This window comes from Pseudidiomarina woesei (genome assembly GCF_001418345.1).
Taxonomy (GTDB): domain Bacteria; phylum Pseudomonadota; class Gammaproteobacteria; order Enterobacterales; family Alteromonadaceae; genus Pseudidiomarina; species Pseudidiomarina woesei.
Window position 1 is genome coordinate 109,172 of the sequence record NZ_LIPW01000005.1, and the last position, 18,393, is coordinate 127,564.

14 protein-coding genes are annotated in these 18,393 nt (G+C 47.3%); 4 read left to right on the top strand and 10 right to left on the bottom strand.

Going from position 1 to position 18,393, the window contains the following annotated elements:
* Positions 1–4: 4 nt before the first annotated feature.
* Genes ASC40_RS09000 through ASC40_RS09010 form a run of 3 tightly spaced genes read right to left on the bottom strand, consistent with a single transcriptional unit; the run spans position 5 to position 4,060 of the window.
* Positions 5–1,456 (bottom strand): TrkH family potassium uptake protein, encoded by a 1,452-nt coding sequence (locus ASC40_RS09000; RefSeq protein WP_055439471.1) that lies wholly within the window; start codon positions 1,454–1,456, stop codon positions 5–7.
* Positions 1,456–2,076, bottom strand: a complete 621-nt coding sequence (locus tag ASC40_RS09005; protein ID WP_055439472.1) for a YigZ family protein — start codon at positions 2,074–2,076, stop codon at positions 1,456–1,458. The genes ASC40_RS09000 and ASC40_RS09005 overlap by 1 nt, the downstream gene beginning before the upstream one ends.
* Positions 2,077–2,092: 16 nt before the next feature.
* Positions 2,093–4,060, bottom strand: a complete 1,968-nt coding sequence (locus tag ASC40_RS09010) for a transglycosylase SLT domain-containing protein (RefSeq protein ID WP_055439473.1) — start codon at positions 4,058–4,060, stop codon at positions 2,093–2,095.
* Positions 4,061–4,186: 126 nt separating this feature from the next.
* On the opposite strand from ASC40_RS09010, the gene fadB reads away from it, so the two are divergent.
* Together fadB and fadA are read left to right on the top strand one after the other, a co-directional pair.
* Positions 4,187–6,328 (top strand): fatty acid oxidation complex subunit alpha FadB, encoded by a 2,142-nt coding sequence (gene fadB, locus ASC40_RS09015; protein WP_055439474.1) that lies wholly within the window; start codon positions 4,187–4,189, stop codon positions 6,326–6,328.
* A 29-nt stretch (positions 6,329–6,357) separates the two neighbouring features.
* Positions 6,358–7,521 (top strand): acetyl-CoA C-acyltransferase FadA, encoded by a 1,164-nt coding sequence (gene fadA / locus ASC40_RS09020; RefSeq protein ID WP_055439475.1) that lies wholly within the window; start codon positions 6,358–6,360, stop codon positions 7,519–7,521.
* 161 nt (positions 7,522–7,682) lie between these two features.
* Here fadA and tusA read toward each other — a convergent pair whose 3' ends face one another.
* From tusA to ASC40_RS09035, 3 genes are read right to left on the bottom strand one after another with little or no spacing between them, the layout of a single operon-like run.
* A complete protein-coding gene (tusA, locus tag ASC40_RS09025; RefSeq protein ID WP_055439476.1) occupies positions 7,683–7,916 on the bottom strand; it encodes a sulfurtransferase TusA in 234 nt (77 codons plus the stop codon).
* 39 nt (positions 7,917–7,955) lie between these two features.
* A complete protein-coding gene (locus tag ASC40_RS09030) occupies positions 7,956–8,435 on the bottom strand; it encodes a GNAT family N-acetyltransferase (RefSeq protein WP_055439477.1) in 480 nt (159 codons plus the stop codon).
* 11 nt (positions 8,436–8,446) lie between these two features.
* Positions 8,447–9,040, bottom strand: a complete 594-nt coding sequence (locus ASC40_RS09035; RefSeq protein WP_055439478.1) for a DNA-3-methyladenine glycosylase I — start codon at positions 9,038–9,040, stop codon at positions 8,447–8,449.
* 82 nt (positions 9,041–9,122) lie between these two features.
* Between ASC40_RS09035 and glyQ the strand changes: the two genes are divergently transcribed.
* The gene (glyQ, locus tag ASC40_RS09040; RefSeq protein WP_055439479.1) at positions 9,123–10,046 is read left to right on the top strand and encodes a glycine--tRNA ligase subunit alpha; all 924 of its coding nucleotides are present in this window, start codon (positions 9,123–9,125) and stop codon (positions 10,044–10,046) included.
* A gap of 2 nt (positions 10,047–10,048) precedes the next feature.
* A complete protein-coding gene (gene glyS, locus ASC40_RS09045; protein ID WP_055439480.1) occupies positions 10,049–12,118 on the top strand; it encodes a glycine--tRNA ligase subunit beta in 2,070 nt (689 codons plus the stop codon).
* Between the two features lie 111 nt (positions 12,119–12,229).
* On the opposite strand, the gene gyrB is transcribed toward glyS, so the two are convergent.
* The 4 genes from gyrB to dnaA are packed head-to-tail and all read right to left on the bottom strand — an operon-like array spanning position 12,230 to position 18,330.
* Positions 12,230–14,650, bottom strand: coding sequence for a DNA topoisomerase (ATP-hydrolyzing) subunit B (gene gyrB / locus ASC40_RS09050; RefSeq protein WP_055439481.1), 2,421 nt, complete (start codon positions 14,648–14,650; stop codon positions 12,230–12,232).
* Positions 14,651–14,661: 11 nt separating this feature from the next.
* Positions 14,662–15,744 (bottom strand): DNA replication/repair protein RecF, encoded by a 1,083-nt coding sequence (recF, locus tag ASC40_RS09055; protein WP_055439482.1) that lies wholly within the window; start codon positions 15,742–15,744, stop codon positions 14,662–14,664.
* Between the two features lie 21 nt (positions 15,745–15,765).
* Positions 15,766–16,866, bottom strand: a complete 1,101-nt coding sequence (gene dnaN / locus ASC40_RS09060; protein WP_055439483.1) for a DNA polymerase III subunit beta — start codon at positions 16,864–16,866, stop codon at positions 15,766–15,768.
* A gap of 48 nt (positions 16,867–16,914) precedes the next feature.
* Positions 16,915–18,330, bottom strand: coding sequence for a chromosomal replication initiator protein DnaA (gene dnaA / locus ASC40_RS09065; protein ID WP_055439484.1), 1,416 nt, complete (start codon positions 18,328–18,330; stop codon positions 16,915–16,917).
* Positions 18,331–18,393 lie beyond the last annotated feature (63 nt).

Here is an 18,393-nt window from a genome sequence, read left to right on the forward strand (position 1 = left end):
CTTACTAGCTGCGCCAGAACGTCGGCGTAAGCAACACTAAAATAGTGAACACTTCCAGCCGGCCGAACAGCATTGCAATGACTAAAAGCCACTTTGCAGCATCTGGAATGCCGGCATAATTGGCTGCTACTTCCCCGAGCCCTGGCCCCAAGTTATTCAAACATGCGGCAGTTGCCGAAAACGCGGTAATGTCGTCAAGACCAGTGGCTAACAAACCCAGCATAATTACCACAAATACCAAAGCGTAAGCGGCAAAAAAGCCCCATACAGCCTCAACAACTCGGGGTGGCACTATACGTTTACCAAGCTTTACCGAATACATACCTTGAGGGTGCACCAAACGATTCAGCTCACGCACACCTTGGCGAAATAACAGTAACACCCGCACCACTTTTAGCCCGCCAGCCGTTGAGCTAGCACAACCACCAATAAAGCTGGCAAAAATGAGTAGTATTGGCAAAAATAGTGGCCACGAAGCAAAGTCTGTGGTTGCAAAGCCCGCCGTGGTACTAATTGACACTGCTTGGAACATGGCTTGGTTGAATGCCAGCTCGGTATTATCGAAAACCTTATGAACCAGCACCGTCATGAAAACAATAATGATCAGTACCGCCTGAATAAACACAAAACCTCTTACTTCTGGGTCTTTAAAGTAGCCCCATAATGAACGCCCCGTAATGGCAGCATAGTGCACCGCAAAGTTCATTGACGACAAAATCAAAAACACCACGCAAATCGTGTTGATGGTGCTGCTATCAAAATAGCCCATACTGGCATCGTAGGTGCTAAAACCACCCACAGCAATAGTTGAAAACGCATGCCCAATGGCATCAAACCAGCCCATACCCGCCAGCTTATAAGCCACCGCGCATACTAAGGTCAATGCCACATAAATGTACCAGAGGTGTTTTGCCGTGTCGGCAATACGAGGAGTCATTTTGGCGTCTTTAAGTGGGCCCGGAATTTCTGCGCGATAAAGCTGCATACCGCCAATACCAAGCATGGGTAAAATAGCCACCGCTAATACGATGATACCCATACCACCTAACCACTGCAGCTGTTGGCGGTAAAACAATATACTATGGGGTAAATGCTCAATACCGGTAAGAATTGTGGCACCGGTAGTGGTTAGGCCAGAAAATGATTCAAACGCAGCGTCAGTAATTGAGAGTGGCACTTCGGCAGTAAACCACAGCGGTAAAATACCTACCGAGCCCAAAACAGTCCAAAACAATACGGTAAGCAAAAAGCCGTCACGTACTTTTAAGTCAGAACGTTCGTTGCGATTGGGGTACCACACGACAAATCCGACGACAATACTGACTATAAACGACAGCAAGAATGCGACGCCGCCGCCGTCTTCATAGATTAACGCAACAATACCAGGCGGTATTAGAGTGGCGCTAAATAAACAAATTAGTAGCCCAAGTATGCGAAGGATGCCGCGAAAGCGCACTAGTTTTCCCCGTTTATTATGGTTAGTGCTACGCGCCCTTGCGTAGCGTTTTTTATGTCATTTTGCAGACTAAGTGCAGACTCTGCAACTACGGCCAAGCGCATTGATACTTGCTCAGTGAACTCTTGTTCAAGTATTTCACTGTCATAGCGCTTAATAAAATGTTCAATAGCGTTTTGATCAGCGTAATCGTAGTTGATATACGCCAGTTTGCGTAATATTTTTTCTTGTGTGGGCAATAGCTTAAGCACTTCAGCCACAGCTTGGCTATAAGCGCGCTGTAAACCACCGGTACCAAGCTTTACCCCACCGAAGTAGCGAGTGACCACAACCGAAACTTCACCCAACCCACTACTTTGCAAAACATGAAACATTGGCTTGCCTGCGGTGCCCGAAGGTTCGCCATCGTCGCTCATGGCATAAGCCTGACTATTACCCGGTGCGGCCACAATGGCTGCCGTGCAGTAATGACTTGCGTCGGGCCATGCATGCTGACATTGAAGCAGGTGCTGCTGATGCGCCTGCATACTGTCTGCGGCCTGTGCCGATGCTATAAATCGGCTGTTTTTTATAATTATTTCATTAACGGTGTGCTTGACGGGCACAAGATAACCGGCCATTTTACTCTCGCTACAGCTAAGGGGGCGATGAAATCACACCAATTGTCATTGGCTCGAGCTGCTTAAAAACATCGGGCGAATTGTCGTTGTCTCGCAAGGTACGATAAATCTGCTGATAAGCCAAAACATTCTTAACGTAGTTGCGCGTTTCATGATAAGGGATCATTTCTATCCATCGGTCTGCTTCAATCGGCTGCGCCGGTAACCAATCATAAACTCGATAAATACCTGCATTGTATGCGGCGGTAGCTAGCAGCCAGTTGCCACCCAAGCGGCGCTGCAAGTCCGACAAGTAGCGCGTGCCTAAGCTAATGTTATAACTCGGGTTAAAAAGCTCTAGGCGCGTAACGTCTTTACGAGCAATTAGCTTTGCTGTGCTCGGTAATAACTGCATTAACCCGTACGCCCCAGCATGCGAGCGCGCATCGTTGCGAAAAGCACTTTCGCGGCGCGAGACCGCCAAAGCCCAGTTCACATCGATGTTGGCAGCATTGGCAAAGCGCAAGTGCTCGTCTATAAAGGCAGTGGGAAACCGTTGGCTGATTGCATCAAATGCGCCAATGCGGCCGAGCGTATAAATGGCTTGATCATGCCACTCCCATTCACTGGCAATAATAGCTAACGCACGTTGCTGATCTTCAGTGGTATGGTCAAGCAGTGCGTTCCATTCGCGTCGCGCTTCAAGTTGACGATCAAGTTGACGCAACTCTGCTGCGCGTTGCACTCCAGGCAATTGCCGTACTGCGCTGATATCTTCCGGCATCATTTCAAGCGCTTCGCGCGCTAAACTTAGCGGTTGATTCAACTTGGCGGCGGCCAAAAAGCCATAATAGCTACGCTGCTGCGCAACTCGCCCCCAAACCTGCTGTGCTACATGAGTGTGGCCAAGCTCGTTGAGCGCACGCGCAAACCAATACTGCCACTGATCGGTTTCTCGTTGGCTATCTGGTAAGCGCGGTACCAAGCCAACTATTTGTGACCAAGCCCCTCGGCGCAGCCACTCGGCCAATTGCCAATGTAACGTTGAGTCGGTGTGTTCGGTCGGTTCAATTCTGGCTAACCAGCGGCTTGCATGATCATGCCCTTTTAAACTCAGTGCCGTGGCAAAGGTCTGCCGTATTTCTCGATATTGTTCCGCCGTAAATGTAATGTGCGTTGGCAGCGATTCGATAAACGTCAGCGCCATATCAGGCTCTTGCCAAATAAGCCGACGCAACCCGTAGGCTACTATTGCGGTTTCTTGTTGCGGGTATTGCCCCGACAACTTGCTTTTATTCGTGACAGCCTTTGGGTTGCGCCGCACGGCCCTAAAATGCTCAGCTAAAGGCTGCATGCCTTGTGGTAGCATTTTTTGCAAGTAAGGAATTAACTGATGCTTGCCACCGTCAGCAGCAAGCGCTATTCGCTGCCAAACCATTGCGTCGGTTCTTCGCCCTGCATTTGTCCAAGCTTCTAGTATTGGGTCACACGCATCCGGCAACGACTCACCAGTTAACCAAATCGCGTCTACTTGTTGCAATATTGGCGTGGTATCTCCACTACCGGTTGCCAACTGAGAATACAAATAGAAACACTGATGCGCTGTGGTTGCAGGCAGCTGGTAGTCATGCATAAACGCTTCATAATGATGCTCTTCCATTAGCTTATCTAACCACGCTTGGCGCGTTTGCCAACCTAGCGGCGAATGCTGGTGCTCGCGAATAAAAGCACGCACCTGTGGAGCGTCACTTAACTTCGCATAACGTTGCCAGTATTGTGCATCTAAATAAGCAGCCAAGATATAGCCATCAAGCGTTGGCCGCATGAGCTTGTACTCTTTTAGCTCATGCCGTTGTAGCAGCTGCTCAGTGTCAATAAAGCGTTCACGAAGCTGCTGTTGTGGGTTTAGTTGCTGCGTCGCAGGCACATTTGCGGCCGCATTACTCCCGACCAACCCCAACCAGGTCATCAAACCAATTTGCAAACTTTGAACTAACTTCAGCATAATTCAAACGCACGTTTAAAAAATCATTGAAAATTTGGCCCATTCAGGCCACACTCTAGGGCGACTATAAGAACCACTTTAACCGAAAGCAATCTGATTATCAGTAACCGCTCAAGGAGACCGAACATGATTTATCAGGGTGATAGCATTCGGGTTGAATTTGTTGAAGACGGTATTGCCGAGCTTCAATTTGCAGCCGCCGGCTCAGTTAACAAATTTGACCAGAAAACCTTGGAAGAATTCAGCCAAGCTTTAACTAAGCTTGCCAACACTGCCGACTTACGCGGCGTTATTGTCACCAGTTCTAAACCTACCTTTATTGTAGGTGCAGATATTACAGAATTCCTGACTTTATTTGCTAATGTTGAGCAAACAAAGACTTGGGTTGCCAAAGCTTCGCGTGTTTTTGATCAGCTAGAAGACCTACCGGTACCTACGGTAGCTGCTGTAGCTGGCTTCGCCCTAGGCGGCGGCTGCGAAGCAACTTTAGCCTGTGACTACCGTGTAGTTGATACCACCGCTGTAATTGGCTTGCCGGAAGTAAAACTTGGTTTAATTCCAGGCTTCGGCGGCACCATGCGTTTACCTCGCATTATTGGCCCAGACAATGCCCTAGAACTGATCACCACCGGTAAGAATAACAAACCAGATGACGCCTTAAAAATTGGCTTGGTTGACTCTGTGGTTGCGCCTGAGAAACTACGTGACGCTGCCCTGTCTATTGTCAAAGCAGCAGCTAACGGTGAGCTGAACTGGAAGGCTAAACGCCAACCAAAACTTGAGCCACTGAAAGCCAATGAAACCGAGTCAACCATGACCTTTGTTACCGCCAAAGCAATGGCGGCGGCACAAGCAGGCAAGCACTACCCTGCGCCACATGCAGCAATTAAAGCGGTAGAAGACGGTGCGCGCTTTGGCCGCGAAGAAGCATTGAATGCTGAAAACGCAGCCTTCGTTGGTTTAACTCAAACCGACGCCTGCCGTGCCCAAGTTGGTATTTTCATGGCTGATCAATTGGTGAAAGGTAAAGCCAAAAAAGCAGCGAAACAAGCGACCAAAGAAATCAAGCGTGCCGCTGTGCTTGGCGCAGGCATTATGGGTGGCGGTATTGCTTATCAGTCAGCCTATAAAGGCGTGCCGGTGGTCATGAAAGACATTCGCCAAGATGCCCTTGATTTAGGCATGAAAGAAGCTAGCAAAATTCTTGGCAAATTGGTTGAGCGCGGCCGCATGGACCATAAAAAAATGGGCCAAGTATTGTCGTCAATTACACCAACCTTGCTTGATGACGCTGTGAAAGGCGTTGATATCGTGGTTGAAGCTGTCGTTGAAAATCCAGACGTGAAAGGCAAAGTACTGGCACAAATGGAAGACGTTGTTGATGCTGACACCATTATTGTGTCAAACACCTCAACTATTTCTATTGATCGCTTGGCAAAGAACTTAAAAGACCCATCACGTTTCTGCGGTATGCACTTCTTTAACCCTGTGCACAAAATGCCTTTAGTTGAAGTGATTCGCGGCGAACACACCTCAGAAGAAACCGTTGCAGCTGTGGTCGCCTATGCCACACGCATGGGTAAAACAGCGATTGTTGTGAACGACTGCCCAGGGTTCCTAGTCAACCGTGTGTTGTTCCCATACCTTGCAGGTTTTGCTGGCATGGTTGACGAAGGTGTCGACTTCGCCGGTATTGATAAAGTGATGGAGCGTCAGTTTGGTTGGCCGATGGGCCCTGCCTATTTAAGCGACGTGGTGGGTATTGACACTGCAGATCACTGTACCGTGGTGATGGCTGATGGCTTCCCAAGCCGCATGCCGCGCGATACCAGCAGCGCTATTGCCAAACTAGCGGCCGCTGAGCGTTTTGGCCAGAAAAACGGCAAAGGCTTCTACAATTATGGCGTTGACAAAAAAGGTCGCCCCGCCAAAGAAAAAGCCCCTGAAGTGTATGACATGCTTGGCATTTCAGATAAACAACTTGAAGCCGACGAAATTATTGCGCGCTGCATGGTACCTATGGTGAACGAATGCGTCCGTTGCCTTGAAGAAGGTATTGTGGCCAGTGCCGCTGAGTGCGATATGGCGCTACTTTACGGCCTAGGTTTCCCGCCATTCCGCGGCGGCCCATTCCGTTACTTAGAAACGGTTGGTTTAGAGAACTTTATTGCACTTGCAGACAAATATGCGCACCTCGGTGAAATGTACCAAGTCACCGACGGTCTGCGTGAGATGGCTAAGTCAGGCAAATCGTACCTGGCCGGTTAATCAATAGCGCAGCGCTAACGGAGGAATTTATGAAAGACGTAGTGATTGTCGATTGTATTCGTACCCCTATGGGGCGTTCTAAAAATGGCGTGTTCCGCAACGTGCGCGCTGAAGATCTCTCGGCACACCTCATGCAAGGCTTGCTTGAGCGTAACCCGCAAGTTGATGTTAACGAACTTGAAGACATTTACTGGGGCTGTGTTCAGCAAACTCTAGAACAAGGCTTTAACATTGCGCGTAATGCGGCGTTAATTGCCGGCATTCCGCATCAGGTATCGGCTGTTACCGTAAACCGCTTATGTGGTTCATCAATGCAAGCTATTCATGATGCCGCTCGTGCAATTATGCACGGCGACGGCGACATCATGATTGCCGGTGGCGTTGAACACATGGGCCACGTACCTATGACTCACGGTATTGACTTCCACCCAGGCATGAACAAGTCTGTGGCGCGTGCGGCTGGTAGCATGGGTATGACAGCGGAATTATTGGCTCGTAAGTTTGGTATTGACCGTGCTGCGCAAGACGCTTTCGGAGCGCGCTCGCATCAGCGGGCGCACGCAGCGACCCTTGAAGGCCGCTTTGCCAAAGAAATCTTGCCACTAGAGGGCCATGATGCCGACGGTATTTTACACCTGGTTAAGCACGACGAAGTGATTCGTCCAGAAACCACAGTTGAAGGCCTCGGTGCTTTACGCCCTGTGTTTGACCCAGCCAATGGTACCGTCACAGCAGGTACCTCATCAGCATTGTCAGATGGTGCAGCAGCCTGTTTGGTCATGTCTGCGGAAAAAGCCAAAGAGCTCGGCTTAACTCCACGTGTGCGTATTCGTGCGATGGCCGTTGCGGGTTGTGATCCATCAATTATGGGTTATGGCCCAGTACCAGCAACCCAAAAAGCTTTGAAACGTGCTGGCTTGAGCGTTAACGACATCGATTTGTGGGAGCTAAACGAAGCGTTCGCTGCCCAGTCATTGCCGGTACTTAAAGGCTTAGGTCTGTTGGACGTCATGGACGAAAAAGTTAACTTGAACGGCGGTGCTATTGCCTTAGGCCATCCATTAGGTTGCTCAGGCGCGCGTATTTCAACCACGTTGATTAACTTAATGGAAAACAAAGACGCGACGCTTGGTGTGGCAACAATGTGTATTGGTTTAGGCCAAGGTATCGCCACCGTCTTCGAACGCGTTTAGCCGTTCAAATTCGATATTAGCTATCGGATATCGGATATTAGAAAACCGCTAGCGGCATCGCCGTTAGCGGTTTTTTTTGCCCTAATATCTGCTGAACTAATATCCATTATCTAATAGCTAATATCGCTTTTGCTGTTCACAGCTAATATCGCTTTTGCAGTTTAAGAGCCTTTACGAATAATGTAGCGGTACGGCAAATCAGTGGTCTGAGCGCTGACTAATTCATGATCCATAAACCGGCAAAAACTCGGAATATCACGCGTTGTTGCCGGGTCATCTGCAATCACCGTCAACTCGTCACCCACCGCTAATTTTCGCATGGCCACACGCAGCATCATTACAGGTTCTGGGCAACGCAATCCGAGTGTATCTAACTCGTTGGTGGTTTCACTCATTCACTCACCTCGAATAACCGTTAACGATTAACGGTCGTGCTACAGATATTTCTGCCAAAATTCGGCTTTGCCCATTTCGGCATCAAGCTGATATGGCTTAAAGCCAAACTTCTCATAGGCGATTTTGGCCGGCTCATTGCCTTGTAACACTTCCAGCGTTAACTTGCAGCAGCCGCGAAATTGCGCCAAGGTGCTTACTTCTTCAAGTAGGCGTTTCGCAATACCCTGCCCGCGAAAGTCTTTGATCACCGCAATATCGTGAATATTCATCACAGGTTTCGCGGCGAACGTTGAAAAACCTTCGACACAGTTGGCAAGCCCAACGGGTTGTTCGTCATTAAATGCGAGCAGCGAAAAAACATAGTCTCGCTTTGCCATTTCGTCAATCAGCGTGGTTTTCGTTGCTTCAGGTAATGCTTCACCACCGCCCATTGGGTCTTGCGCGTAGTCATCGAGCATATCGATCACTGCTTGACGATGTTTCGGGTTGCTATAATCGGCAAGTACTATTTCTAACATATCAAACTCATCTATAAGGAAAATTGACGCATTTCAGTGCAAACGCTTTGGTAACAATGGCAGTCAACAACATGATCATTGACCATACCGACAGCCTGCATAAATGCATAGCAAATTGTCGTGCCGACAAAATTAAAACCGGCTTTTTTCAAGGCTTTCGCCATGTTATCAGAAACGCTGTCTGATGTGGGTATGTCGCCGCCCTTGCGGGCGAAGATTCGCGGCTTTCCATCGCTAAATTGCCAAAGAAATTGGTTAAAGTCGATACCTTGCTCACGCAAGCGCAAGTAGGCGCGCGCGTTTTTAAATATCGATTCAATTTTCAGTCGATTACGAATAATTCCAGCGTTGTGCATTAATTCGGCTTGGTACGATGGTGGTAGTTGTACAATTTTTTCAGGGTCAAAATTGCAAAAAGCAGCTTCATAATTAGCCTGCTTACGCAGTATAGTTATCCAGCTAAGGCCAGCTTGCTGCCCGTCTAGGCACAACTTGGCAAATAGCTCTTGGCTATCGGCAACGGGGCGTCCCCACACATTGTCGTGGTACGCAACATAGTCTTCTGCGGTGCCGCACCAGGTACAGCGTTGAATTGTTTCGCTCATTTAACAAGGTATCCTGTATCCGCGCGCCAACACAGGGTATAATTTACGCCACTTTGGATTAAAAATCAGCACGAGATAACGCATGGCTAGTTACGATGTAAAAACGTTTCAAGGGCTAATACTTGCTCTGCAGGATTATTGGGCACAGCAAGGCTGCGCCGTTGTTCAACCTCTCGACATGGAAGTAGGTGCGGGTACCTTTCACCCCATGACCTTTTTACGCTCGGTTGGCCCAGAACCAGCTAGCTTTGCCTATGTGCAACCATGTCGCCGGCCAACCGACGGCCGCTATGGTGAAAACCCTAACCGCTTGCAGCACTATTATCAGTTTCAAGTACTGTTAAAGCCTTCACCGTCAAACATTCAAGAGCTTTATCTCGGCTCGCTTGAAATGCTCGGTTTCGACCCATTGGTCCATGACATTCGCTTCGTTGAGGACAACTGGGAGTCACCAACTTTGGGCGCTTGGGGGCTAGGTTGGGAAGTGTGGCTAAATGGGATGGAAGTGACACAGTTCACCTACTTTCAACAAGTTGGCGGCTTAGAATGTAAGCCGGTAGCCGGCGAAATTACGTACGGCCTTGAGCGCTTAGCGATGTACATTCAAGGCGTTGATAGCATTTACGACTTGGTGTGGACCGACGGCCCGCGCGGCAAGATTTTATACGGTGATGTATTTCATCAAAACGAAGTCGAGCAATCGACTTATAACTTTGAACATGCGGACGTTGACGTTTTATTTGCCCGTTTTGACTCTTGCGAGAAAGAATGTGAGCACTTACTCGCAAACAATCTACCGTTACCTGCGTACGAGCAAGTCATGCGCGCATCTCATGCCTTTAACTTGCTCGACGCACGCCACGCAATTTCAGTAACAGAGCGTCAACGCTATATTCTGCGCGTCCGTACCATGGCCAAAGGCTGCGCAGAGGCCTATTTTGCCGCACGAGAAGCACTAGGCTTTTCGCTCGCGCAGTCATCGACAACCAACAAGCAAGGAGCTTAACCGTGCAACAGAATACGTTACTGGTTGAAATTGGCACTGAAGAACTTCCGCCAAAAGCTCTAAAAGGTCTTAGCGAAGCATTTACCGAAGCCCTTAGCAGCTTATTGAATGACAATGAGTTTTCATTCGCTGCGGTCAAATCTTTTGCGTCACCGCGCCGCTTAGCCGTGCAGGTAAAAGAACTCAGTGCTCAGCAAAAAGATAAAGTTGTAGAAAAACGCGGCCCTGCTGTCAATGTTGCCTTTGATGACAACGGCAATGCGACTAAAGCAGCCGAAGGTTGGGCTCGCGGTAATGGCATTACCGTAGCCGACGCAGAACGCTTAGTAACCGACAAGGGCGAATGGCTGCTATACAAAGCCGAAGTTAAGGGCCAACCATTAGCCGAAGTGTTGCCTGACTTAGTTAACCAAGCCTTGAAAAAGCTGCCAATACCGAAGCCAATGCGCTGGGGTAATGGCACCGCGCAGTTTATTCGTCCCGTCAAAACCGTCACCATGATGTTTGGCGACGCAGTTATTGCCGGCACCGTGCTCGATGTGCAGGCGGGTAACTACATTCAGGGGCATCGTTTTCACGCACCACAAGGTGCGACACTGGCGCATGCAGATGACTACGAAACAACGTTAGAAAAAATTTGGGTGATTGGCGATTTTGACAAACGTCGTCAACGCATTGTCGAAGGCATCGCGTCGTTGGCCAACGAACTCAACGGGCAAGTTATTGAAGACAATGACCTTATTGACGAAGTAACCGCATTAGTTGAATGGCCGATTGCCCTCTCAGCGAGCTTCGACAAGAAATTCTTAGCGGTGCCTAAAGAGCCACTAATTGTCACCATGAAAGACGATCAGCGTTACTTCCCGTTAGAAGATGGCAAGGGCAATTTGTTGCCAGCATTTATTTTTATAACCAATATTGAGTCAAAAGACCCAGCACAAATAATTTCAGGTAATGAAAAAGTTGTTCGCCCTCGCCTGGCCGATGCACAGTTCTTTTTTGAAACCGACAAAAAGACAACGCTGGCAGCTCGCGTAGATGGTCTAGGCAATATTCTATTCCAAAAACAGCTCGGCTCAATCAAGGACAAATCAGCGCGCATTGCTCAAGTTGCCGCTGAAATTGCCAAGCAGCTTGAAACTGATGCCACGGTAGCGGCGCGCGCTGGATTATTGTGTAAAGCCGATTTGTCGTCGCAAATGGTGCTGGAGTTCCCTGAAACGCAAGGCGTCATGGGCATGCATTATGCGCGCCACGATGGCGAAGCCAAAGGCGTTGCAGAAGCAATTTTCGAACATTACTTACCACGGTTCTCGGGCGATGACCTGCCAGCGACTAAAGCAGGTGCTGCAGTAGCAATTGCCGACAAGTTGGACAGCTTGGTGGGTATTTTTGGTATTGGCCAAGTACCGAAAGGTGACCGTGACCCGTTTGCATTGCGCCGTGCTGCTATTGGTTTATTGCGTATTATTGTGGAAGGCAATTACCGTAGCTTAGACCTAGAAAAGCTTGTGGATGTGTCGATTGATAGTTTCGGTGCTATGCTTACCGCAGATAACGTTAAAGCTGACGTGGTTGACTTCTTATTAGGTCGATTCCGCGCGTGGTATCAAGAACAAGGCATTGCGGTCGATGTTATTCAGGCCGTATTAGCCCGTCGACCGACCTCGCCGGTTGATTTTGATCAACGTGTACATGCTGTCACGGCCTTCCGCGAACTTCCAGAGGCCGAAGCATTAGCGGCAGCAAATAAACGCGTAAGTAATATTCTCGCCAAGGTTGAAGGGCAGTTACCGCAGGTTGTTACCGATTCCTTGTTGTCTGAAGCCCCAGAGAAAGATCTCGCTAAAGCCATTATAGCGGCACGTGATGCCTCTTCGGCTGCGCTACAGCAAGGCAACTATGCGGACGCATTGAAAGCCTTAGCAGCTTTGCAGCAGCCGGTCGACGTATTCTTTGAGAACGTGATGGTGAACGCCGATGACGACGCGGTTCGTCAAAATCGTTTAGCTTTATTGAATCAACTTCGCGAGTTGTTTTTGCAAATTGCGGATATTTCGATTTTAAATTAAACTAAACGCATAAGATTCAGGTTAACTGATAACTGACCTTGTTTCTTTGTTTCCAAAAATGAAAAAGGGAGCCTGCAAAGGCTCCCTTTTTTGTTGACCACTAAGTGCCGACTACACATCTAGGTTCGCAACCTTCAGTGCGTTCGTTTCAATAAACGCTCGTCGTGGCTCTACATCATCGCCCATCAACGTGGTAAACAATTGGTCTGCCGCAATGGCATCTTCAATGGTCACGCGCAGCATACGGCGAGTTTCAGGATCCATTGTGGTTTCCCACAACTGGTCAGGATTCATTTCACCCAAACCTTTGTAGCGCTGAATGTAAATACCGCGCTTAGACTCACTAATTAACCACTCAACCGCCTCGACAAAGTCCTCTACCGGTTTCTCTTTATCACCGCGGCGTACAAAGCCTCCAGCTTCAATCAAGCCATTGATTTTCTCACCAATGGAAACCAGCTGATCGTAATCGCGTGACATCAAGAACTCAAAGCTTAGTGGGTATGGCGTATCAATACCATGACGGCGAACGGTCACCACAGGCAAATAGAGGTCACGCTCTTCGTCATGTTGCACAGTGATTTTGTAAGTCGCTGAGTTCACTTCGCGCGAGGTTAAATCACCTTCCAAAGTGGTGGCCCATTCGTTCATAGCCGATTGATTTTTAAGCTTTTCCTCAGTTAGTCGCGGTGCATATACCAAGCGCTGTAAAAAATCTAACGGCATACGGCGTGATAATCGCATTCTAATCGCGTTTTGCACCAACTGATAATCATTGACCAGTGACTCAAGGTGTTCACCAGTAATTCCTGGTGCGTCCTTATTAACGTGTAAAGAAGCATTATCTAACGCCAAGCTGGTTAAATACTGAATCAAACCTGGGTCGTCTTTAATGTAAGTCTCTTGCTTACCCTTTTTCACTTTATAAAGTGGTGGTTGGGCAATATACATATAGCCGCGTTCAATCAATTCTGGCATTTGACGATAGAAGAAGGTCAACAGCAACGTACGAATGTGCGAGCCGTCGACGTCAGCATCGGTCATGATAATAATGCGATGATAACGTGTTTTGTCGGGATCATATTCGTCTCGACCAATACCACAGCCAAGTGCGGTAATAAGTGTTGCTACTTCTTGCGAAGAAAGCATTTTGTCAAAACGTGCTTTTTCAACGTTTAAAATCTTACCTTTTAACGGCAAAATAGCTTGGAATTTGCGGTTACGGCCCTGTTTGGCAGAACCACCCGCAGAGTCACCCTCCACTATGTAGAGTTCAGATAATGCTGGGTCTTTCTCTTGGCAGTCAGCAAGCTTACCTGGTAGGCCGGCTAAGTCTAACGCACCTTTACGGCGAGTCATTTCGCGCGCTTTACGTGCAGCTTCACGAGCACGCGCCGCATCAATAATTTTACCAACGATAATTTTGGCGTCGCCTGGCTGCTCTAACAAATAGTCGCTGAGCTTCTCATTCATCGCCTGCTCTACCGCAGTTTTTACTTCTGAAGAAACAAGCTTATCTTTCGTTTGTGACGAGAACTTAGGGTCAGGCACTTTTACGGAAACAACAGCGGTTAAGCCCTCACGCGCGTCATCGCCAGTTGCGTTGGTCTTGAACTTTTTGTTCAAACCTTCTTTTTCCATATATGTGTTCAGGGTACGCGTTAATGCAGACCGGAAACCCGCTAAATGAGTACCACCATCACGCTGTGGAATATTGTTGGTAAAGCAGTAAATGCCTTCTTGGAATGAATCGTTCCATTGCATCGATACTTCAACAGAAATTCCATCATCACGCTCACTCGTAAAATGGAAGACGTTTTGATGAATTGGGTTTTTAGATTTATTCAAATACGCAACAAATGCTGAAATACCACCTTCGTATTTGAAATGATCTTGTCTCTCGTTCCGCTCGTCTTTCAAAATAATTGAAACACCGGAATTTAAGAACGATAACTCGCGTAGGCGTTTCGCTAAAATATCGTAGTGGAACTCAATGTCACTAAATATTGTTGGGCTTGGCCAGAAGCGAATTTCGGTACCGGTTTTGTCAGTATCACCAATCTTCTCCATTGGCGCTATTGGGTCGCCTAAGTTGTAAGATTGCTGATAAATATGGCCTTGGCGTTGAATGGTCAGCAATAATTTGTCAGATAAGGCGTTAACAACTGACACACCAACACCGTGCAAACCGCCGGATACTTTGTACGAGTTATCGTCAAACTTACCACCAGCGTGCAAGACGGTCATAATAACCTGAGCTGCGGACACGCCCTCTTCTTCGTGAATGTCGACCGGAATACCACGGCCATCATCGCGTACTGACACAGAGCCGTCGGAATGAATCGTCACCAAGATATCTTTACAGTGTCCAGCTAACGCTTCGTCGATTGAGTTATCGACAACCTCAAAAACCATGTGGTGTAAACCAGTACCATCATCGGTGTCACCGATATACATGCCTGGGCGTTTGCGTACTGCATCAAGCCCTTTTAGGACTTTAATACTGGACGAATCGTAATTGTTTTCTGCCATAATCAGCTTCTCTATTGTTCCTTGACGGTTCCATGTTCCACGTGGAACATCTTTGTATCGTCCATGTTGAGTAGTGAATGAACCTCGCTACCATCAATAGCCGATACAAAAACCTGTGAATTCGATGCAACTAATGCATTGCAAAATTTTTCTTGGCTACCAGAGTCCAACTCTGCCGTTATATCATCAACTAAGAAGATACATTGTACGCCTGTTTTCTGCTGAAGATATTCGCCCTGCACTAGTTTTAATGCAGCTACCAATAACTTCAGCTGTCCTCGGGAAAGAAGATTCCGAACATCTTCCCCATTCGCTACAATCTTCAACTCGGCTTTATGAGGCCCTACCGTTGAATGACCATAACGTAAATCTTGATCACGATGCTTTACTAGTGCATCGCTTAGTTCTGTGCCCTTCTCCCAGCCTGACCTCAAAGAGAAATCAAACGAGTACATCGGCAAAAATGCTTTTAATCGCTCACGTAAAACGGGTATAAACTCTTCCAAGTAATTAACTCGGTGCTGCTCAACCCGTTTACCGTAACTAGCAAATTGTTCGTCCCAGTATTGGTGCTCTTGATGAAAGCGTTTCATTTTAAGCAAGCTATTGCGTTGTTTTAGTATCTTCGAAAAGTTTACCCAATCGCCATAAAAAGAATGTTCCACGTGGAACACTCCCCAGTCAATGAACTGTCGCCTTACCTTCGGACCACCTAAAACAAGATCTATGCTTTCGGGCGTCATTAACTGTACTGGAACTAAACGCGCAAGCGCTGAAAACCGTTTTTCTTTTGTTTGGTCAATACGTAACTGCACATCGCCGTTTATGTCGCGCTGGTAGCCCACTTGGTGTTGGCTACCGTTTTGCTCTGTTACTCGCGCGAACACAGTAAATTTGTGCTGTTCATTTTGTATTAACTGACGAAAAGTTCCTGGCCGAAACGACCGACCAAAACCTAAACAATAAATCGCTTCAATTAAACTTGTTTTGCCGCTGCCGTTCTGCCCGGAGATAATATTAATTCTTTTACCGGGCGAAATCTTCGCTGATGAAAAGTTGCGAAACGTGGTAAGGGCTAACGACTCTAAATACATACTACGCTAATAACGCCACAACTACAGTCGCATTGGCATAACAACATACAATGACGAGCTATCATCGTTGTCTTCAATTAAACCGCTTGCGTCAGAGGTCGACAATGTCAACTTTACCTTTTCACCTTGAATCGTGTTTAATACATCTATGAGGTAGCTCACATTAAAACCAATTTCTAATGGCTCTCCTTGGTATTCAACCTCTAACATTTCTTCGGCCGTTTCTTGCTCTGGGTTATTTGCCGTCAAACACATTTCACCAGAACTCAAGTTAAGCCTTACCCCGCGATATTTTTCATTCGACAAAATAGACGCGCGAGAGCAAGCCTGCTTAAGAACATCACGCTCTGCAACAACGACTTTATCGCCCCCGCTAGGCAGTACACGGCGATAATCAGGGAAACGGCCATCGACCAGCTTGCTGGTAAAACCAATACCGTTTGTTTCAACGCGAATATGATTATTCCCAATCAAAACACGTACTTCGTTATCAGCGTCATCTAGTAAACGTAATAGCTCCATAACACCCTTACGAGGAACTATCACTTGTCGCGCAGCTAAGTTAGGCTGTCCAATATCGCAACTGCTCATTGCTAGTCGATGGCCATCGGTAGCTACAGTGCGCAAAATATTGGCGTCTGTTTCAAACAGCATGCCGTTCAAATAGTAACGTACGTCTTGGTTTGCCATTGAGAAATGCGTGCGTTCCATGAGGTCTTTTAACACCGCCTGGCTCGTCACTAATTGAATGTCGCTATCCCAATCATCGATATTAGGGAAGTCTTGCGCCGGCAAAGTCGCCAAAGTGAATTTACTACGACCAGAGCGAATCATCGCTTTATCTGCCGAAGCGCTAAATTCAACCACCGCACCATCTGGCAAGCTACGTACAATATCGACTAGCTTTTTAGCCGGAACAGTGACTGCGCCTTGCTCTCCACTCTCAATAGTGCACGAAGAAACCAGCTCAACCTCTAAATCGGTACCAGTTAAGCGCACTGAGTCCGATTCAACTTGAATTAATACATTCGACAAAATTGGAATAGTATGACGACGCTCAACAGCACCACTGACAACCTGAAGTGGCTTTAAAAAAGCATCACGATTGATGGAAAATTTCATGCCCACATTCCCCTGTTGTTATGTCCCTGCCACTTTCTGTTATACATCTTATGCCGAAAGCGTGCGGATTAAATTACGGTAATCTTCTTTTAATTCGTTTTGTTCGTCTTTGAGCTTAGCAATTGTACGACAAGCATGTAACACCGTTGTATGGTCACGTCCGCCAAACGCATCGCCAATTTCTGGCAAACTATGATTGGTCAACTCTTTTGCTAAAGCCATAGCCACCTGACGAGGGCGCGCCACTGAACGCGTTCGGCGCTTCGAGAGCATGTCCGACATTTTTATGTTGTAGTACTCAGCAACCGTTTTTTGAATGTTATCAATAGTAACTAATTTCTCTTGGGCAGCAATTAAATCCCTTAGTGCTTCTCGCACAAAATCAATCGTAATTTGGCGTCCTGTTAAGTTCACGTTTGCGACTAAACGGTTCAGTGCCCCTTCAAGTTCACGAACATTCGAGCGTAACCGTTTCGCAATAAAGAACGCAACTTCATGTGGGAGCGTAATACCGCGTTCCTGTGCTTTTCGTATTAAAATAGCCACGCGGGTTTCAAGTTCTGGCGGTTCAATAGCTATGGTCAAACCCCAACCAAAACGTGAACGCAGTCGATCTTCAAGGCCTTCAATTTCTTTGGGATACAAATCACTGGTGAGAATAATTTGTTGATTACCCTCAAGTAACGCATTGAAAGTGTGGAAGAATTCTTCTTGGGTACCCTTTTTGTTCGAAAAGAAGTGAATATCATCAATTAATAATGCGTCAACCGAGCGATAGTAGCGCTTCATTTCGTCTATGGTACCGTTTTTTAGCGCATTCACCATGTCTTGAACAAAGCGTTCGGCACGCATATAAAAAACCTTAGCGTCTTTTTTGTGCGCACGAATTGCATTGCCTACAGCATGCAACAAATGCGTTTTACCTAAACCGGTACCACCATAAACAAATAACGGGTTGTAAACACCGCCTGGGTTTTCCGCCACTTGGTGAGCAGCCGCTAACGCAAGCTGGTTTGACTTACCTTCAACAAAATTATCAAAGGTATATTCTTCATCTATGTTTGACTCGAATGCCGGTGCCGGAGCATCGGTTTGCGTCCAAGGGGTTGCACGCTTGCTACGTTGGCTAACCGTTTTGTCGGCAGACGCGCCTAAACTGGTGTTCTCACGTGCAGAATCTGAACTTACATTATTGGCGAGAGCTTTCTTTTCAACGCCTCCGACACGAAATGAAACACGCGGATTTTTCTCACCACGCTCTTTCGCAAGATCAGATAAATACTCATTAATAGTATTTAGGTACTTGTCTTTGATCCAATCAACAACGTAAGCATTTGGGGCATACAAGGTAAGAACATCGTGTTCAACTTCGGATTGCAACGGGCGGATCCAAGTATTGAAATTTTGAGCGGTCAATTCGCTTTGCAGTCTATCTGCGCATAATTGCCAAAGCGATTTATTCACACCTGTCTCCCGTTCTTGTCGCATGTTGCTTTAATTATGTGCAGTCTCGAATCGATCGTAACC

Excerpts from the sequence above, each read along its gene's own strand:
- ASC40_RS09005 (WP_055439472.1), bottom strand. The coding sequence starts at position 2,076 with ATGGCCGGTTATCTTGTGCCCGTCAAGCACACCGTTAATGAAATAATT.
- recF (WP_055439482.1), bottom strand. The coding sequence starts at position 15,744 with ATGTATTTAGAGTCGTTAGCCCTTACCACGTTTCGCAACTTTTCATCA.
- tusA (WP_055439476.1), bottom strand. The coding sequence starts at position 7,916 with ATGAGTGAAACCACCAACGAGTTAGATACACTCGGATTGCGTTGCCCA.
- ASC40_RS09035 (WP_055439478.1), bottom strand. The coding sequence starts at position 9,040 with ATGAGCGAAACAATTCAACGCTGTACCTGGTGCGGCACCGCAGAAGAC.
- fadA (WP_055439475.1), top strand. The coding sequence starts at position 6,358 with ATGAAAGACGTAGTGATTGTCGATTGTATTCGTACCCCTATGGGGCGT.
- ASC40_RS09010 (WP_055439473.1), bottom strand. The coding sequence starts at position 4,060 with ATGCTGAAGTTAGTTCAAAGTTTGCAAATTGGTTTGATGACCTGGTTG.
- ASC40_RS09030 (WP_055439477.1), bottom strand. The coding sequence starts at position 8,435 with ATGTTAGAAATAGTACTTGCCGATTATAGCAACCCGAAACATCGTCAA.
- dnaN (WP_055439483.1), bottom strand. The coding sequence starts at position 16,866 with ATGAAATTTTCCATCAATCGTGATGCTTTTTTAAAGCCACTTCAGGTT.
- glyQ (WP_055439479.1), top strand. The coding sequence starts at position 9,123 with ATGGCTAGTTACGATGTAAAAACGTTTCAAGGGCTAATACTTGCTCTG.
- fadB (WP_055439474.1), top strand. The coding sequence starts at position 4,187 with ATGATTTATCAGGGTGATAGCATTCGGGTTGAATTTGTTGAAGACGGT.
- gyrB (WP_055439481.1), bottom strand. The coding sequence starts at position 14,650 with ATGGCAGAAAACAATTACGATTCGTCCAGTATTAAAGTCCTAAAAGGG.